This is a genomic window from Profundibacterium mesophilum KAUST100406-0324 (genome assembly GCF_009835145.1).
Lineage (GTDB): Bacteria > Pseudomonadota > Alphaproteobacteria > Rhodobacterales > Rhodobacteraceae > Profundibacterium > Profundibacterium mesophilum.
In genome coordinates this window covers 77,701-92,685 of record NZ_APKE01000020.1, presented here as the reverse complement: position 1 = coordinate 92,685, position 14,985 = coordinate 77,701, and the positions used below count along the sequence as shown (strand labels likewise).

Annotated in this window: 17 protein-coding genes; 9 read left to right on the top strand and 8 right to left on the bottom strand. The window is 68.6% G+C overall.

All coding sequences use genetic code 11. The features are described 5' to 3' along the window. Positions 1-319 precede the first annotated feature (319 nt). From uvrC to PMES_RS08625, 4 genes are read left to right on the top strand one after another with little or no spacing between them, the layout of a single operon-like run. On the top strand, positions 320-2,185 hold the full coding sequence (uvrC, locus tag PMES_RS08640; protein ID WP_159965308.1) for an excinuclease ABC subunit UvrC: 1,866 nt from the start codon (positions 320-322) through the stop codon (positions 2,183-2,185). Positions 2,186-2,232: 47 nt separating this feature from the next. Next, positions 2,233-2,901, top strand: coding sequence for a CDP-diacylglycerol--glycerol-3-phosphate 3-phosphatidyltransferase (gene pgsA / locus PMES_RS08635; RefSeq protein WP_159965307.1), 669 nt, complete (start codon positions 2,233-2,235; stop codon positions 2,899-2,901). Beyond that, on the top strand, positions 2,898-3,146 hold the full coding sequence (gene moaD / locus PMES_RS08630; protein ID WP_159965306.1) for a molybdopterin converting factor subunit 1: 249 nt from the start codon (positions 2,898-2,900) through the stop codon (positions 3,144-3,146). The genes pgsA and moaD overlap by 4 nt, the downstream gene beginning before the upstream one ends. A 2-nt stretch (positions 3,147-3,148) precedes the next feature. Then, positions 3,149-3,598 (top strand): molybdenum cofactor biosynthesis protein MoaE, encoded by a 450-nt coding sequence (locus PMES_RS08625; protein ID WP_159965305.1) that lies wholly within the window; start codon positions 3,149-3,151, stop codon positions 3,596-3,598. Positions 3,599-3,698: 100 nt separating this feature from the next. Here the strand turns inward: PMES_RS08625 and PMES_RS08620 are convergent, their stop codons facing one another. From PMES_RS08620 to ubiA, 3 genes are all read right to left on the bottom strand, one after another. Beyond that, positions 3,699-4,028, bottom strand: coding sequence for a hypothetical protein (locus PMES_RS08620; protein WP_159965304.1), 330 nt, complete (start codon positions 4,026-4,028; stop codon positions 3,699-3,701). After that, entirely contained in the window at positions 4,025-5,953 is a 1,929-nt protein-coding gene (locus tag PMES_RS08615) for an OmpA family protein (protein WP_159965303.1), read from the bottom strand. The genes PMES_RS08620 and PMES_RS08615 overlap by 4 nt, the downstream gene beginning before the upstream one ends. Before the next feature lie 61 nt (positions 5,954-6,014). Then, positions 6,015-6,977, bottom strand: a complete 963-nt coding sequence (gene ubiA, locus PMES_RS08610; protein WP_159965302.1) for a 4-hydroxybenzoate octaprenyltransferase — start codon at positions 6,975-6,977, stop codon at positions 6,015-6,017. 10 nt (positions 6,978-6,987) lie between these two features. On the opposite strand from ubiA, the gene PMES_RS08605 reads away from it, so the two are divergent. The 3 genes from PMES_RS08605 to PMES_RS08595 all read left to right on the top strand — a co-directional run bounded on the left by PMES_RS08605 (position 6,988) and on the right by PMES_RS08595 (position 9,694). Beyond that, a complete protein-coding gene (locus PMES_RS08605; protein ID WP_159965301.1) occupies positions 6,988-7,710 on the top strand; it encodes a 16S rRNA (uracil(1498)-N(3))-methyltransferase in 723 nt (240 codons plus the stop codon). Then, positions 7,707-8,252 (top strand): hypothetical protein, encoded by a 546-nt coding sequence (locus PMES_RS08600; RefSeq protein WP_159965300.1) that lies wholly within the window; start codon positions 7,707-7,709, stop codon positions 8,250-8,252. Before PMES_RS08605 ends, PMES_RS08600 begins: the two co-directional genes overlap by 4 nt. A gap of 71 nt (positions 8,253-8,323) precedes the next feature. Further along, entirely contained in the window at positions 8,324-9,694 is a 1,371-nt protein-coding gene (locus tag PMES_RS08595) for a glutamate--cysteine ligase (protein WP_159965299.1), read from the top strand. Here the strand turns inward: PMES_RS08595 and PMES_RS08590 are convergent. The 5 genes from PMES_RS08590 to PMES_RS08570 form a co-directional block, all read right to left on the bottom strand. Then, positions 9,688-9,948, bottom strand: coding sequence for a hypothetical protein (locus tag PMES_RS08590; protein WP_159965298.1), 261 nt, complete (start codon positions 9,946-9,948; stop codon positions 9,688-9,690). The two genes, PMES_RS08595 and PMES_RS08590, sit on opposite strands and share 7 nt — an antisense overlap. Beyond that, positions 9,948-10,529: a glycerol-3-phosphate 1-O-acyltransferase PlsY gene (gene plsY / locus PMES_RS08585; RefSeq protein WP_159965297.1), complete on the bottom strand. Its 582-nt coding sequence runs from the start codon at positions 10,527-10,529 to the stop codon at positions 9,948-9,950. Before plsY ends, PMES_RS08590 begins: the two co-directional genes overlap by 1 nt. Positions 10,530-10,617: 88 nt before the next feature. After that, complete coding sequence (pyrC, locus tag PMES_RS08580; protein WP_159965296.1) at positions 10,618-11,913, bottom strand: dihydroorotase; 1,296 nt, start codon at positions 11,911-11,913, stop codon at positions 10,618-10,620. Then, positions 11,910-12,467, bottom strand: a complete 558-nt coding sequence (locus PMES_RS08575) for a hypothetical protein (protein WP_159965295.1) — start codon at positions 12,465-12,467, stop codon at positions 11,910-11,912. Before PMES_RS08575 ends, pyrC begins: the two co-directional genes overlap by 4 nt. Before the next feature lie 2 nt (positions 12,468-12,469). Beyond that, on the bottom strand, positions 12,470-13,420 hold the full coding sequence (locus PMES_RS08570) for an aspartate carbamoyltransferase catalytic subunit (RefSeq protein WP_159965294.1): 951 nt from the start codon (positions 13,418-13,420) through the stop codon (positions 12,470-12,472). 97 nt (positions 13,421-13,517) lie between these two features. Between PMES_RS08570 and PMES_RS08565 the strand changes: the two genes are divergently transcribed. Beyond that, positions 13,518-14,357, top strand: a complete 840-nt coding sequence (locus tag PMES_RS08565; protein WP_159965293.1) for a uracil-DNA glycosylase — start codon at positions 13,518-13,520, stop codon at positions 14,355-14,357. Then, positions 14,354-14,887 (top strand): molybdenum cofactor biosynthesis protein B, encoded by a 534-nt coding sequence (gene moaB / locus PMES_RS08560; RefSeq protein WP_159965292.1) that lies wholly within the window; start codon positions 14,354-14,356, stop codon positions 14,885-14,887. Before PMES_RS08565 ends, moaB begins: the two co-directional genes overlap by 4 nt. Positions 14,888-14,985: the final 98 nt, after the last annotated feature.

Here is a 14,985-nt window from a genome sequence, read left to right as displayed (position 1 = left end):
GCAGCCTCGCGGCAGGGCAGGCCTCCGGCGCGCCTGGCTCGCGCGCGCGGCGCGCAGTTGTGCACGCCGCGCGCGAAACACATCCGCGATGGGATTTATCCAGCAAGAACAACGGCGCATCCTGGGCATGAATCAAAATCACGCATGGTTTCAATGGCTTGCAATAGTGCCTATTATTTGGGCGAATCCGCGAAACCCCAAGGGAACAAGGGAAAAATTCGCCTACACAAAAGCGCCCCCCAGACTTATCCCCAGAAAGCGGGGGTTTCTTTTCCCTTGAACAAGACCTGTGGATGCTCGGTGCGGAGCAGAATCGACCATGGCTGAACAGTCTGACAAGAACCTGACCGGATTCGCCCGGATCCAGGAATACGTGAAGACGCTCGACAACTCCCCGGGCGTCTACAGGATGCTCGATGCGCAAGGCGCCGTGCTCTATGTCGGCAAGGCCCGCAGCCTGCGCAAACGGGTGTCGAACTATGCCAATCCGAACGGGCATAGCGGGCGGATCTCGCGGATGATCCGCGAGACCTGTTCGATGATGTTCCTGACGACGCGGACCGAGACCGAGGCACTGCTGCTCGAGCAGAACCTGATCAAGCAGCTCAAGCCGCGCTACAACGTCCTGCTGCGCGACGACAAGAGCTTTCCCAACATCCTCGTGACCAAGGATCACGGCTATCCGCAGATCCGCAAGCATCGCGGCGCCAAGAAGGAAAAGGGCAGCTATTACGGACCTTTCGCCAGCGCGGGCTCGGTCAACCGGACGCTCAACCAGCTGCAGAAGGTCTTCTTGCTGCGCAACTGCTCGGATTCGATGTTCGAGACCCGCACCCGGCCTTGCCTTCTCTACCAGATCAAGCGCTGCAGCGGGCCTTGCGTCGGAAGGATAAGCCAGGAGGAATATTGCGGGCTGGTGGCGGATGCCGAACGCTTCCTGCAGGGCAAGTCCACGAATGTGCAGGCCGATCTCGGCCGGCAGATGGAGGAGGCGAGCGCCAACATGGAATTCGAGCGCGCGGCCGCGCTGCGCGACCGGATCAAGGCACTCACGCAGGTGCAGGCCGGGCAGCACATCAATCCGCAAGGGGTGGCCGAGGCGGATGTGATCGCGTTGCACATGGAGGGGGGACAGGCCTGCGTGCAGGTCTTCTTCATCAGGGCCAACCAGAACTGGGGCAACCGCGATTTCTATCCGCGCACCGGCAGCGGGGCGGATGCGGCTGAGGTGCTGCGCGGTTTCATCGGACAGTTCTACGAGACGCATGAGCCGCCGAGGATGCTGCTTCTGTCAGACGAGATCGAGGAGGCCGAACTGATGGCCGAGGCGCTCGGCGAGAAGGCGAACCGCAAGGTCGGCATCCTCGTCCCGCAGCGCGGCGAGAAGAAGGATCTCGTGGCCGGGGCGCTGCGCAACGCGCGCGAGAGCCTGGCGCGCAAGATGGCCGAGACGGCGACGCAGGCGAAACTGCTCGAAGGGCTCGCCGAGGCCTTCGATCTCGATGCCCCCCCGAAACGCATCGAGATCTACGACAACAGTCACATCCAGGGCACCAACGCGGTCGGTGCCATGGTGGTGGCCGGCCCCGAGGGCATGCTCAAGAACCAGTATCGCAAGTTCAACATCCGCGGCGACAGCCTGACGCCGGGCGACGATTTCGGCATGATGAAGGAGGTGCTCACGCGCCGCTTCAAGCGCCTGCTGAAGGAGGATCCGGACCGCAGCGAGGGGCACTGGCCCGACCTGCTTCTGATCGACGGTGGCGCCGGCCAGGTCAGCGCCGTCGCCTCGATCATGCGCGAGATGGGGGTCGAGGACATCGCCATGGTCGGCGTGGCCAAGGGCGTGGACCGCGATGCGGGCAAGGAGGAGTTCCACCGCGCCGGGCAGCGTCCCTTCGCGCTGCGCCACAACGACCCTGTCCTCTATTTCGTCCAGAGGATGCGCGACGAGGCGCACCGCTTCGCCATCGGGGCGCACCGCGCCAAGCGTGCCAAGCAGGTCGGCGCCACCCCGCTCGACGAGGTTCCCGGCGTCGGCGCGACCCGCAAGCGCGCCCTGCTGACCCATTTCGGCAGCGCCAAGGCGGTCAGCCGTGCGGGCCTCGAAGATCTCAAGGCGGTCGAGGGCATCTCCGACAGTCTTGCCGAGACGATCTATGGCCATTTTCACGAAAGGGGCTGAGCGCGTCTGATCTGGAATATCGCCGCGATCCGCGCTAGATGCGTTTCATGAGCTGGACCTTGCCCAATATCCTGACCGTGCTGCGGCTGCTTGCTGCTCCCGGTGTCGCCATCATGTTCCTCTATTTCGCCCGGCCCTGGGCGGACTGGTTCGCGCTTGTGCTCTTTGTCGGGGCCGCGATCACCGACTGGTTCGATGGCTACCTGGCGCGTGCCTGGAAGCAGGAGAGCCGCTTCGGCGCGATGCTCGACCCGATCGCCGACAAGGCGATGGTGGTGATCGCGCTGCTCGTCGTGACCGGTTTCTCCGGCATGAACCCGTGGATCTTGCTGCCGGCGACCGTCATCCTCTTCCGCGAGGTGTTCGTCTCCGGCCTGCGCGAGTTCCTCGGGACCACGGCCGGCCTGCTCAAGGTCACGAAACTGGCCAAGTGGAAGACCACGGCGCAGATGGTCGCCCTCGCGGTGCTCTTCGCCACCGGCATCTTCACCCATAACCTCGTGGACCGGACCACCGGGATGGACGAGCTGATGGTCGAGCAGATCATGGCCGGCGAGATAGAGGATGTCGTGGGGCTGCGCTGGAACATGCTGGCGGCGACCGTGACCTGGTGGGCGGGCGTCGTGCTCCTGTGGATCGCGGCGGTGCTGACACTGATCACGGGATACGACTACTTCCGCAAATCCCTGCCCTACCTGAAGGAGGAGGACGCATGATCGACATCGTCTACTTCGCCTGGCTGCGCGAGCGGATCGGCCTGCCGCGCGAGCGGATCGAGACGGATGCGACCACCGTGGGCGCCCTGGTCGAGGAGCTGCGCGGGCGCGAGGAGCGCTACGCGCTGGCCTTCTCCGATCTGTCGGCCATCCGGGTCGCGCTCGATCAGGAGCTTTCGGATTTCGACGCCCCGATCGCCACGGTGCGCGAGATCGCCTTCTTCCCCCCGATGACGGGCGGCTGACCATGACCGAGGTCAGGGTCCAGGAAGCGCCCTTTGACGCGGGCGCCGAGCTCAACCGCTTCAGCGCGGGGCGCTCCGATCTTGGCGCCGTGGTCAGCTTCACCGGCCTCGTTCGCGGCGGGCCCGATGGCGCGTTGATCCGCATGGAGATCGAGCATTACCCCGCGATGACCGGCCCGGCGATCGAGGCGATCGTCTCGGAGGCCATGCAGCGCTGGTCGCTGGGAGACGCGCTCGTCATCCACCGCTTCGGCCCGCTCGAGCCGGGCACCCAGATCATGATGGTCGCGACCGCCGCGCGCCACCGCGCCGATGCCTTCGCCGCCGCCGAATTCCTGATGGATTACCTCAAGTCCCGCGCGCCCTTCTGGAAGAAGGAGATCACGCGCGAGGGTGCGGCCTGGGTCGAGGCGCGCGCGGAGGACGAGGACGCCCTGTCGCGCTGGCGCTGATCCGCCACCCCCACGGGCCGGATACGCGGCGGGGGGGCCGGGCCGGGGCAAGGCACCGCGCGGCATCACCGGGGCCGGACCGGCCACCGCGCAGGAGCGTTCAGCGCCCGCCGTTCATCCGCTCGACATAGGCGCGCATTTCCTCGGCCTCGTGGCGCGCATCGCGCAGGCCTTCCATCGCCGCACGCAACTCCGCCTCCGTCTGGCTGAGCTGGTTGGACATCTCCGCCTCCCGGCGCTTGAGCGTGGCGAGGGCGCGGTCGCGCTCCTCTTCGGCCTCGTGCATGGATTGCGCCATCGCGTCGAGCTCGCCCAGATCGGATTGCGTCACCCGGCTCAGCCGGTGCACCAGCCAGCTTGCGAACCAGCCCAGGATGAAAGCGACGAAGAGGACCAGCGCGGTGGCGATGATGAATTCACTGCGGTTCATTGATTGTCTTCCGTTTCCTGCCCATCGTTCGCGGCCTCCTCGTCGGTACCGTCGCCCGCGCCCTCGTCATCCGCGGCCTGCGCCTCGGCGGCCGCGCGCTCCTCATCGGACAGGATCCGCTTGAATTCAATACGCCGGTTCGCCTCGCGCCCCTCCGCGGTGCCGTTATCGGCGACCGGCTGGGCCTCGCCATAGCCCTTCGCGCTCAGGTTCCCGATCAGGACGCGCCGTGCCGCGAGGGCCGCGAGCACCGCTTCCGCGCGGCTACGGCTCAGCTCGAGGTTCATCGTCTCCCGGCCCTGGCTGTCGGTATGCCCGCCGATCTCCATCGGCACGCTGTCGCAGCTCTTCATCAGCTCGGCGATCTGCTCGAGCGTACCGCGCGCCTCGGCGTCGATCGTGTCCGAGCCGGGGGCGAAGGTGATCTGCCGCGCATCGAGGACCGCGTTGATGCTCGCCGCACATTCTTCGGGGCTGGGAAGGGAGGCGACCGGATCGAGGGCCTCGTCGTAGCTGACTGCGATGGTGTAGTTGCCGTTCTCGCCCAGCTGCGCCGTGAGAATGCGGGCGATCTCGGCCCGCGCATCCTTCTGGCCGGTCACGCCGCCGATCTCGATCACGTCGGGACGCACGACGACCCGCCCCTCGCCGAGAAGCGACATCGCGTCGAGCGCGGCGAGCAGGCGCGGCGACCAGCCGGTCGGAAGTCCCGCATCCCCGCGCGTGGCGTCGGTCACCGCCTCGATGCCGAACAGCGACTTGGCAAAGCTGCGCACCACCCCGCGCGATCGGTCGTCGCCGACGCGCCCGCGCAGGACGACCGTGCCATCGGCGGCGCGCACCGCCTCGAACTGCGGCACCCCGGCATCGCGCGGCTCGGCATTCTCGACCTCCGGCAGAACCGCGTCGAGCGAGAATTCCTCGGGCAGCGCCCCGTCGAGACGCCCCGCAGCCCGCTCGAACGTCTCGGCATCGCTTCCTTCGGCGGCGATGAGGGAGATGTCGACATCGGACATGGTCACGGTCCCGGCGCCGATGGCGGCAAGCGCCTCGATCGACTGGACGGCCGCCGCGGGCCATTCCGGGCTGGGCGCGCCGATCCCGATGCGGCAATCCTCCGCCCCCGCCTCGCCCATGCCCGCCGCCGTGGCGGCCGCGACGATCCGGCGGCGTCCCTCGGCGCTGTCTGCCGAGCAGGCATCGAAGCGCGCGCCCGCCTCGTCGATCACGAAGCGCAGCGTGAAGGGGGTGATCACCGGCCGGGGCGCGCCGATCCGCAGCACGGTCTCGAACCCGTCGGGCGCCATCCGGCGCAGCTCGGCCTCGATCCGGCGCTGGTCCTCGGCGCTTTCGGCCATCGAGAGCACGCCGATCCGCTCATCCGTCACAGACACCTTCACGCGCGGCAGACGGCTCGTGGCGGCGACCCCGAACTCGACCGCCTTGCGCCAGCCCTTGGGCTCCGGGAAATCGGCGATCTCGAGCAGGTCGGTGATCTGCGGCGTGCCCTCGATCCGGCCGAGCGCTGCCAGAAGACCGGCCCTGTCGGTGCGTGCGGGGGCAAGGCCGATCAGGGATATCCCCTCGTCGCCGCGCAGGATCTCGATGGAGAAATCCGGCGGGACGACAGGCTCGGCCTCGCTGACCTGCATCGAATCGATCACCCGCGCGGGATCGACGATCGTCCCGGCGAGCGACAGCGCGCGGAAGCGCGTGGCCTCGTCCGCCGCCGTGCCGAGGAGTGCCAGCTGCAGCCCGTCCGCCGTCACCTCCACCCAGTCCTGCCCGTCTTCCTGCAAGGCGAGGCGCACATCCTCGGCCGATTGCGCCTCGATCTGGGTGACGGCGAGCCTCGCGGCGAGGACCGAAAGCCCGCCCGCCGCGGCGAATGCGAGGAGAGCTGCGATAAGGGGGGTGGGTTTCATCGGGTATTCCGTGTGCTGGGCATCGCCACCAGCGGATACGCCGCCCGGCCGGGACGCACAATCACGGCAGTTGCGCCATGGCGAGAAACAGCGCGGCCAGAAGGCCCGCGTCCCGGTTCGAGCGGAAAAGGCGCAGGCAGAGCCCCTCATTCTCGATATCGAGCCGCCCGAGCTGCCATGCCATGTGCCAGCCCATCGCCCAGGGCGCGGCGAGGGCGAGGGCCATGGCCAGCGCGTTTCCGGCCGGGATCAGCGCCAGGATGATCGCAAGGCTCATCAGCAGCACGGTCGCCACCATGAAGCTGCGCAGCCAGGCCGGCGAGCGGGTCCCGAAGAGCCGTGCGGTGGATTTCACCCCGATCAGGGCATCATCCTCGGCATCCTGATGGGCATAGATCGTATCGTAGAAAAGCGTCCACGCGATCCCCGCGAGATAGAGGATGACGGCAGGCCAGCCCAGCGCGCCGTCATGCGCCGTCCACGCCAGGAGCGCGCCCCAGTTGAAGGCCAGCCCGAGAAAGACCTGCGGCCACCAGGTGAAGCGCTTGGCGAAGGGGTAGACCGCGACCGGCAGCAGCGCCAGGACCCCCAGCGCGATGGCCGCGCCGTTGAAGGTCAGCAGGATACCGAGCGCCAGGAGCGCCTGCAGCACCATCCAGACCGACGCGCGGCGCGCCGTGACCTGCCCCGAGGGGATGGGGCGCGAGCGTGTCCGCGCCACCTGCCCGTCGATATGGCGGTCGGTGATGTCGTTCCACGTGCAACCCGCGCCGCGCATCAGGAAGGCACCCAGCGCGCATCCCACCGCGATCCACGCGTCGTAAAGCCCGAAGCGCCCGCTCGCCGCCGAGGCCAGGAGCAGCCCCCACCAGCAAGGCAGAAGCAGCAGCCAGGTGCCCACGGGGCGGTCGGCGCGGCTGAGCCGCAGGTAGGGCCGCAGGGCCGCAGGGGCGAGCCGGTCGACCCAGTTGCCCTTGACGGCATCGGCGACCTGCCCTTCTGTCGGGCTGGCATCAACAGGCATCAGGCATCCCATGGTAGCGAAGGTCCGGCTCTTTGTAGAACATCCCCTGGCACAGGGGCAAACCGTTCCTCTGGAGCGCGACCAGGCGCATTACCTCTTCGGCGTGATGCGCCTTGGCACAGGCGACGAGATCGCCCTCTTCAACGGCCGCGACGGCGAGTGGCAGGCGGTGGTGGAGGCCGCGTCGAAGCGCGGGGGCGTGCTCAGGGCCACCGCGCAGAGTGCGCCCCTGCACATGCCGCCCGACCTGTGGCTGCTTTTCGCGCCCATCAAGAAGGCGCGCACCGACTTCATCGTCGAGAAGGCCGCCGAGCTGGGCGCCGCGCGCATCTGTCCCATCGGCACCGACTTCACCAATTCCGAGCGCATCCGCCAGGACCGGCTGCAGGCCCATGCCACGGAAGCCGCCGAGCAATGCGGCGGAACCTACGTGCCCGAGGTCGCGCCCCTCGCCAAGCTGGACAAGGTCCTGGCGGAATGGCCCTCAGGGCGCCACCTGCTTTTTTGCGACGAGACCGCACGGGGCGCGGCGAGCGATTTCACGGCCTTGCCGCGCGGTCCCTGGGCGATCGTCATCGGGCCGGAGGGAGGCTTCTCCCCGGCGGAGCGCGACCGGCTGCGCGCCCATCCCGCCGCCCATGCCGTCAGCCTCGGCCCGCGTATCCTGCGCGCCGACACGGCCGCGGTCGCGGCGCTCACCTTGTGGCAGGCCGCGCTGGGGGACTGGTCATGAGCTTCTTGCGCCCCGAAGCCCGCGCGGCGCTGTGGCGCTGGCGCGAGGCGCTGTGCGGCGGCGCCGTCACCGCGCTGGGGATCTACTGGATGGTGGGACCGGGGCGGCTTCTCTTCTGGGTCGGCGGCACGGCGACGGTGATCGGCGCGGCGCTGATCGGTGCCGGCATCCAGCGGGGGCGTTTCCGCCCGGCGGGGGGCGGGCCGGGGGTGGTGCGCGTGGTCGAAGGCGAGCTGGCCTATTTCGGACCCTTCGACGGCGGCACGCTGATCATCGAGGACCTGACCTATGTCGATCGGCAGGGCGATCTTTGGATCCTGCGCGCGGCGGGGGGCGGCACGCTCGAGATCCCGGTGGATGCCGAGGGCGCCGAGGCCCTCTTCGACGTCTTCAACCGCCTGCCGGGCTTCTCGATGGCGCGGCTTCTGGCGGAGCGGGAAGCGCCGCAGGGGGCACCGGCGGCGATCGGCGGGCCGAATGCGCATCCCGGCACGGAGCCTGTGCGCCCGATCTGGCAAAGGCGGGCCCCTCGTCTACATTGACTTCCCGGGCGCCGCGCTTCACCACTCGGGGCCAAACCCTGCGCCAGCCGCGACAATACCGGAGAGCCTACATGTCCATTCCCCAGTCCGGCGGCGGGCCGATCGACCATCACGACCAGTTGGCGCAATACCTCGCCGATGGCTGCAAGCCCAAGGCCGATTGGCGCATCGGGACCGAGCACGAGAAGTTCGGCTATCACAAGGACACGCTGGCTCCCCTGCCCTATCGCGGCGAGCGCTCGGTCGAGGCGATGCTGACCGGGCTGCGCGACCGCTTCGGCTGGACCCCGGTGACCGAGGCCGGCAACCTGATCGGCCTCGAGAAGAACGGCGCCAATGTCAGCCTCGAGCCGGGCGGCCAGCTGGAGCTGTCGGGCGCCCCGCTCGAGACCATCCATGGCACCTGCGACGAGGTCAACGACCACCTGCGCGAGGTCAAGACGGTCGCCGACGAGATCGGGGTCGGCTTCATCGGCCTGGGCGCCGCGCCGCATTGGACCCATGAGCAGATGGAGATGATGCCCAAGGGGCGCTACCGCCTGATGACCGACTACATGGACCGGGTCGGCACCCATGGCACGCAGATGATGTACCGGACCTGCACCGTGCAGGTGAACCTCGATTTCGGCTCCGAGGCGGACATGGTGCAAAAGCTTCGCGTGGCGCTCGCGTTGCAGCCCGTCGCCACCGCGCTCTTCGCCAATTCGCCCTTCTTCGAGGGGCGCCCGAACGGGCACAAGAGCTGGCGCAGCCGGATCTGGCGCGACCTGGACGGCGCGCGCACGGGCATGCTCCCCTTCGTCTTCGAGGAGGGCATGGGCTTCGAGCGCTGGGTGGATTACGCGCTCGATGTGCCGATGTATTTCGTCTACCGCGACGGCGTCTATATCGATGCGCTGGGGCAGTCCTTCCGCGATTTCCTCAAGGGCGAGCTTCCGGCCCTTCCCGGCGAGAAGCCGACGCTGAGCGATTGGGCGGACCACCTGACGACCGCTTTTCCCGAGGCGCGGATCAAGAAGTTCATCGAGATGCGCGGCGCCGATGGCGGGCCGTGGCGCCGGCTTTGCGCGCTGCCGGCGCTCTGGGTCGGGCTGATGTACGATCAGGGCGCGCTCGACGCGGCATGGGATCTGGCACGCGGCTGGAGCGCCGAGACGCGCGAGGCGCTGCGCGTGGCCGCCTCCGTCGACGGGCTGCAGGCGAAGGTGGATGGCATCTCGATGCACGCGCTGGCCGGCGAGGTCGTCGCCATCGCTGAGGCCGGGCTGAAGGCGCGGGCGCGTCCCGGCTCTGGCGGGCTGGTGCCCGACGAGACGCATTTCCTCAATGCGCTGAAGGAATCGGTGGAGACGGGACGCACCCCGGCCGACGAACTGCTCGAGCGCTACGAGGGGCCTTGGAACGGCGATGTCACGCGCGTCTTCGGCGAATACAGCTACTGATCCCGCACGAGGCCGAGGACGAAATCGCACACCTTGCGCTCCGGCATCTCGCAGGGGCGCAGGAGCGCGCGCCCGCCGCGCAACCTGTAGAGGTTGAGGCTGATGTAATCGGTGCCGTCCACGGCGCGGGCGACGAGCTTCTGGCTCGCGCCGCCGGCATGAAGGCTCTTGCTCAGGATGTAGCGGCGGCCCTCGAACCTGCCGTCTGACGCCCCTTCCGGCAGGGCGTCGAAGGCGGTCAGGAACGCCTCCATCAGCCCTTGGCGCCGATCTTCGGCTCCTCGCCCCGAATGAGGCGCCTGATATTGGTGTGATGGCGCAGGAAGATCAGGACCGCCATTCCCGCCAGCACCCCCGCAAGAGCCCCCTGCCCGCCCAGCAGGGCGTAGAGGGGCGCGAGAGCCGCCGCCACCAGTGCCGCGAGCGAGGAAATCCGCATCAATCCCGCGATGACCGCCCAGGTCACGCAGACGGCAAGCCCCACGGGCCAGGACAGCGCGAGGGCGGTGCCGAGGAAGGTCGCCACCCCCTTGCCGCCGCGAAACAGCAGGTAGACGGGGAAGCAATGGCCGAGGAAGGCGCCCAGGCCCGCGATCATCGCCGCGCCCTCGCCGATCAGCAGCCGCGCCAGAAGCACCGCGAAGGCGCCCTTGCCCACGTCGAGAACCAGCGTCAGCAGCGCCGCGAGGCGGTTGCCTGTGCGCAGCACGTTGGTCGCGCCGATATTGCCGGAGCCGATCTTGCGCAGATCGCCCAAGCCGAAAAGGCGCGCGACGACGATGCCGAAGGGCACCGCCCCGAGGAGATAGGCCAAAACGAAGATCAGTCCGGTCATGGCGGCGCGATCCTTTCAGGTGGCGATGCCCCGGCCGGAGAGCCGGGCGGGGGCACCGGGGAAAGAGAAGGGTTGCGGGCGGGCGGGGTCAAGCGGCCGGGCTGCCGGGATCGGCCGCGAAGACCTGCCGGCCCGCGACCCATGTTCCCAGCACCCGCCCCTCCATCCGTTGTCCGTCGAAGGGGGTGTTCTTGGATTTCGAGTTCAGTGCGAAGCGATCGAGGACGAAGGGCGCGTCGGGGTCGAAGAGCACCAGGTCGGCCGGCGCGCCCGCCGTGAGGCGCCCGCTATCGAGCCCGAGCCGGCGCGCCGGGTTCAGCGACATCGCCCGCCACAGGCCCGGCAGATCGATCATCCCGGCGTGATAGAGCCGCATCGCCGCCGGCAGGAGGGTCTCGAGCGCCACGGCGCCGCTCGCGGCCTGCTCGAAGGGCAGGCGCTTGCTCTCCTCGTCCTGCGGCGTGTGCATCGAGCTGATGATGTCGATGAGGCCGCTGGCCACGGCCTCGACCATGGCGATGCGGTCGGTCTCGGCGCGCAGCGGCGGCTTGACCTTGAAGAAGGTCCTGTAGTCGCCGATGTCGAGCTCGTTCAGGGTCAGGTGATGGATCGACACGCCGGCCGTCACGTCGAGCCCGTTATCCTTGGCCCTGCGCAGCGCGGGAAGGCTGCGGGCGCTGGTGACCTGGTCGGCGTGATAGCGCGCGCCGGTCATCTCGACCAGCACGAGATCGCGGTCGAGCCCCATGCGCTCGGCCATCGGCGAGACCGCCGGGAGCCCGCGCAGGGAGGCGAACTTGCCGGAGGTGACCGCCGCGCCCTCACTCAGTCCCGGCTCCTGTGGATGGCAGATGACGAGCGCCCCGAGGCTGCGGGCGTAGCTCATGCAGCGCGACAGCACCTTGGTCGAGACGATGGCCCGGTCGCAATCTGTGAAGGCGACGGCGCCTGCATCGAGCAGGAAGCCGATCTCGACCATCTCCGCGCCCGCGCGCCCCTTGGTGAGCGCGGCCATCGGAAGCACCCTGACGGCACTGTCGAGATTGGCGCGGCGATTGACGAATTCTAGCACCTCCGGCGTGTCGATCGCGGGCTCGGTATCGGGCCGGGTGACGATCGTGGTCACGCCCCCCGCCGCGGCCGCGCGGCCGGCGGAGCGGAAGGATTCCTTGTGCCGCTCGCCCGGCTCGGAAACCTTGACGCCGATATCGACGATGCCGGGCGCCAGGCAGTGCCCGCCGCAATCGATCCAATCGCCCTGCCCGCGCGGCGGGAGCCGATCCAGGATCACGCCATCCTCGACCGCGAGTGCACCCAAGCTGTCGGTCCCCGCCTCGGGATCGATCAGCCTGGCATTCTCGAACACCTGGAGGGTCTGGCTCATCCCGCCGTGCCGATGAGCAGCCAGAGCCCCAAAAGCAGGATTGCCGTCACGGCGACCCACATCCAGGTCCGCCCGCCGCGCCGCCGGGGCGGCACCGCCTCGCCCTGCGGCACGCCTTCCGCGGTGCCTCGCGCGCCCGCCACCGGCGCCTGCGCGGCCGGCGGCACGGTGCCCGATTCGCGGTAGCTTGCCACCGGCAGGAGGGGCTCGCGCGGCGCAAGCTCCCTCTCGCGGCCACTGAAGGCGCTCGATGGCACCACCAGCACCGTGCCCGTCAGCCCGGACAGCCGCGCGCTGTCCGCGGCAACCTCCTCGGCATCCGCGCCGAGCCCGTCGATGAGGTAGTTGGACAGGCCCACCCCGGACAAATCGGCCGGGTCGATCAGTTCGAGCCGGCTCTTGTCGATGCCGCTGATTCCGAGGAGAGCGGGCAGTCCCGGCGCGCCGTTGCCGCGCCCATCGACGAGACTGCGCGCCTGTGCGATCGGCATGTCGAGCGAGAAGACACGGATGACGCCATGCTCTCCCTGTGCCACGTGCGTTTCCATATCCATCGTCAGGACCTCGCTGTTTGCATCGGTTTGCCAAGGTTGCGTGCCAGAAGGTCCATGACGGCCATGCGGACCGCAACGCCCATCTCGACCTGCTCCTGGATCACGCTGCGATTGATGTCATCGGCCAATGTGCCATCGATTTCCACGCCCCGGTTCATCGGTCCCGGATGCATCACGATCGCATCGCTCCGGGCATAACCGAGCTTCTCGGCATCAAGGCCGAACCGATGATAATATTCACGTTCCGAGGGGATGAAACCGCCATCCATCCGCTCCTTCTGAAGACGCAGCATCATCACCACGTCAGCGCCCTCGAGCCCGGCGCGCATGTCGTCGAAAACCTCCACCCCCCAGTCGGCGACGCCGGCGGGCATCAGGGTGGGCGGACCGATCAGGCGGATGCGACTTTCCATCTTGCCCAGCAGCAGGATGTTGGAACGGGCGACGCGGCTATGGGCGATATCGCCGCAGATCGCGACCGTCAGCCGGTGCAGCCGGCCCTTCGAGCGGCGAATCGTCAGCGCGTCCAGAAGCGCCTGCGTGGGATGCTCATGGCGCCCGTCGCCGGCATTGAGCACCGCGCAATTCACCTTCTCGGCCAGCAGGTTGACCGCTCCCGAATGGGGATGGCGCACCACCAGCAGGTCGGGATGCATCGCATTAAGCGTCATCGCCGTGTCGATCAGCGTCTCGCCCTTCTTGATCGAGCTGGCCTGCATCGACATGTTCATCACGTCCGCCCCGAGGCGAAGGCCCGCCAGCTCGAAGCTGGCCTGGGTCCGGGTCGAGTTCTCGAAGAACATGTTGACCTGCGTGCGGCCGGCCAGCGCGTCGCCATGCTTGTCGCTGGCACGGTTTAGCGTGACGTAGCGGTCGGCCAGATCGAGGATGGTCGTGATGTCAGACGGCGCGAGCGGCTCGATGCCGAGCAGATGCCTGTGCCGATAAGTCATCCGGTATCCTCTTTTTCCAACAGCCTTATAGAAAAGCTCCCGGCGAGCGGCAAGCCGCCCATTGTGAAGCCCCCCCGGCGCGCATAATCTTGCCGCCATGGATCCCGATCTCGATCATCATGCCGCGCGTGCCCTTCTCGAATGGCAGATCGAGCTGGGCGCCAGCGAGGCGATCTGCGAGCAGCCAATCGACCGCTACGCACTCGATCCCGCGCCGCCGCGCGCCGATCGCGCCCCCGCCGATCACGCCCCCGCCGAGCAGACCGGCCCCGCGCAAGCCGGGCGGACCGGTCCCGCGCAAGCCGAGACGCGCGATCCGAAGGCCGAGGCCTGCGCGGCCGCCGAGGACGCGGCGCGCCTTGCCGATGATCTCGACGGGCTGCGCGCGGCCATGGCGGCCTTCGAGGGCTGCGAGCTGAAACGCGGGGCGCGCAATCTCGTCTTCGCCGACGGCCGGCCCGGCGCGCGGGTGATGATCGTGGGCGAGGCGCCGGGGCGCGAGGAGGATCAGGCCGGGCGTCCCTTCGTGGGCAAGGCCGGGCAGCTCCTCGACCGCATGTTCGCGCAGATCGGCCTCTCGCGCGGAGCGCAGCAGGCGCATGATGCGCTCTATATCACCAACGTGCTGCCATGGCGCCCGCCGCAAAACCGCGACCCCAACGCCGACGAGATCGCGATGATGCTGCCCTTCCTGCGCCGCCACGTGGCCCTCGCCGATCCGGAGGTGCTCATCCTGATGGGCAATGTGAGTTGCCAGGCGCTCCTGGGCCGCAAGGGCATCTTGCGCTTGCGCGGCGGCTGGACGCAGGCGCTGGAGCGTCCGGCCTTGCCCATGACGCATCCGGCCTATCTGCTGCGCATGCCCGCGGCCAAGCGCGAAGCCTGGAGCGACCTGCTGGCCCTGCGCGCCCATCTCGAAGGAACACCCGAACCATGAGCGACACCCGCGACTTCCTGCCCGCCCGCATCGCGGTGCTGACCGTCTCGGACAGCCGCGCGCTTGCCGATGACCGCTCCGGCGCGGTGCTGGTCGACCGGCTCACCGGGGCGGGGCACCAGCTCGCGGATCGCCGCATCCTGCGCGACGAGCGCGAAGAGATTGCCGCACAGCTGCGCGCCTGGATCGCCGATCCCGAGATCGACGTGGTCCTGAGCACCGGCGGCACCGGCCTCACGGGCAGGGACGTGACGGTCGAGGCGCATCGCGACGTCTACGAGAAGGAGATCGACGCCTTCGGCACCGTCTTCACCATCGTGTCGATGAAGAAGATCGGAACCAGCGCCGTGCAGAGCCGCGCCTGCGCCGGGGTTGCGGGCGGCACCTATCTCTTCGCGCTGCCCGGCAGTCCGGGCGCCTGCAAGGACGCGTGGGACGAGATCCTCGCCCTGCAACTCGACTACCGGCACAAGCCCTGCAACTTCATCGAGATCATGCCGCGCCTCGACGAGCATCTGCGGCGCAAGTAGACTGGTGGCGCATGCGCCCGGGCGCGCGGTCTTGCGCGATCGAGACGGTGGGCACGGCGTCACATCACGCTCTTGTGGCTCGGCCGGGCGCGCCATGC

Excerpts from the sequence above, each read along its gene's own strand:
- plsY (WP_159965297.1), bottom strand. The coding sequence starts at position 10,529 with ATGACCGGACTGATCTTCGTTTTGGCCTATCTCCTCGGGGCGGTGCCC.
- moaB (WP_159965292.1), top strand. The coding sequence starts at position 14,354 with ATGAGCGACACCCGCGACTTCCTGCCCGCCCGCATCGCGGTGCTGACC.
- PMES_RS08575 (WP_159965295.1), bottom strand. The coding sequence starts at position 12,467 with ATGGATATGGAAACGCACGTGGCACAGGGAGAGCATGGCGTCATCCGT.
- moaD (WP_159965306.1), top strand. The coding sequence starts at position 2,898 with ATGATCGACATCGTCTACTTCGCCTGGCTGCGCGAGCGGATCGGCCTG.
- PMES_RS08625 (WP_159965305.1), top strand. The coding sequence starts at position 3,149 with ATGACCGAGGTCAGGGTCCAGGAAGCGCCCTTTGACGCGGGCGCCGAG.
- PMES_RS08620 (WP_159965304.1), bottom strand. The coding sequence starts at position 4,028 with ATGAACCGCAGTGAATTCATCATCGCCACCGCGCTGGTCCTCTTCGTC.
- PMES_RS08565 (WP_159965293.1), top strand. The coding sequence starts at position 13,518 with ATGGATCCCGATCTCGATCATCATGCCGCGCGTGCCCTTCTCGAATGG.
- PMES_RS08615 (WP_159965303.1), bottom strand. The coding sequence starts at position 5,953 with ATGAAACCCACCCCCCTTATCGCAGCTCTCCTCGCATTCGCCGCGGCG.
- PMES_RS08570 (WP_159965294.1), bottom strand. The coding sequence starts at position 13,420 with ATGACTTATCGGCACAGGCATCTGCTCGGCATCGAGCCGCTCGCGCCG.
- PMES_RS08595 (WP_159965299.1), top strand. The coding sequence starts at position 8,324 with ATGTCCATTCCCCAGTCCGGCGGCGGGCCGATCGACCATCACGACCAG.
- PMES_RS08605 (WP_159965301.1), top strand. The coding sequence starts at position 6,988 with ATGGTAGCGAAGGTCCGGCTCTTTGTAGAACATCCCCTGGCACAGGGG.
- pyrC (WP_159965296.1), bottom strand. The coding sequence starts at position 11,913 with ATGAGCCAGACCCTCCAGGTGTTCGAGAATGCCAGGCTGATCGATCCC.
- PMES_RS08600 (WP_159965300.1), top strand. The coding sequence starts at position 7,707 with ATGAGCTTCTTGCGCCCCGAAGCCCGCGCGGCGCTGTGGCGCTGGCGC.
- pgsA (WP_159965307.1), top strand. The coding sequence starts at position 2,233 with ATGAGCTGGACCTTGCCCAATATCCTGACCGTGCTGCGGCTGCTTGCT.
- ubiA (WP_159965302.1), bottom strand. The coding sequence starts at position 6,977 with ATGCCTGTTGATGCCAGCCCGACAGAAGGGCAGGTCGCCGATGCCGTC.
- PMES_RS08590 (WP_159965298.1), bottom strand. The coding sequence starts at position 9,948 with ATGGAGGCGTTCCTGACCGCCTTCGACGCCCTGCCGGAAGGGGCGTCA.
- uvrC (WP_159965308.1), top strand. The coding sequence starts at position 320 with ATGGCTGAACAGTCTGACAAGAACCTGACCGGATTCGCCCGGATCCAG.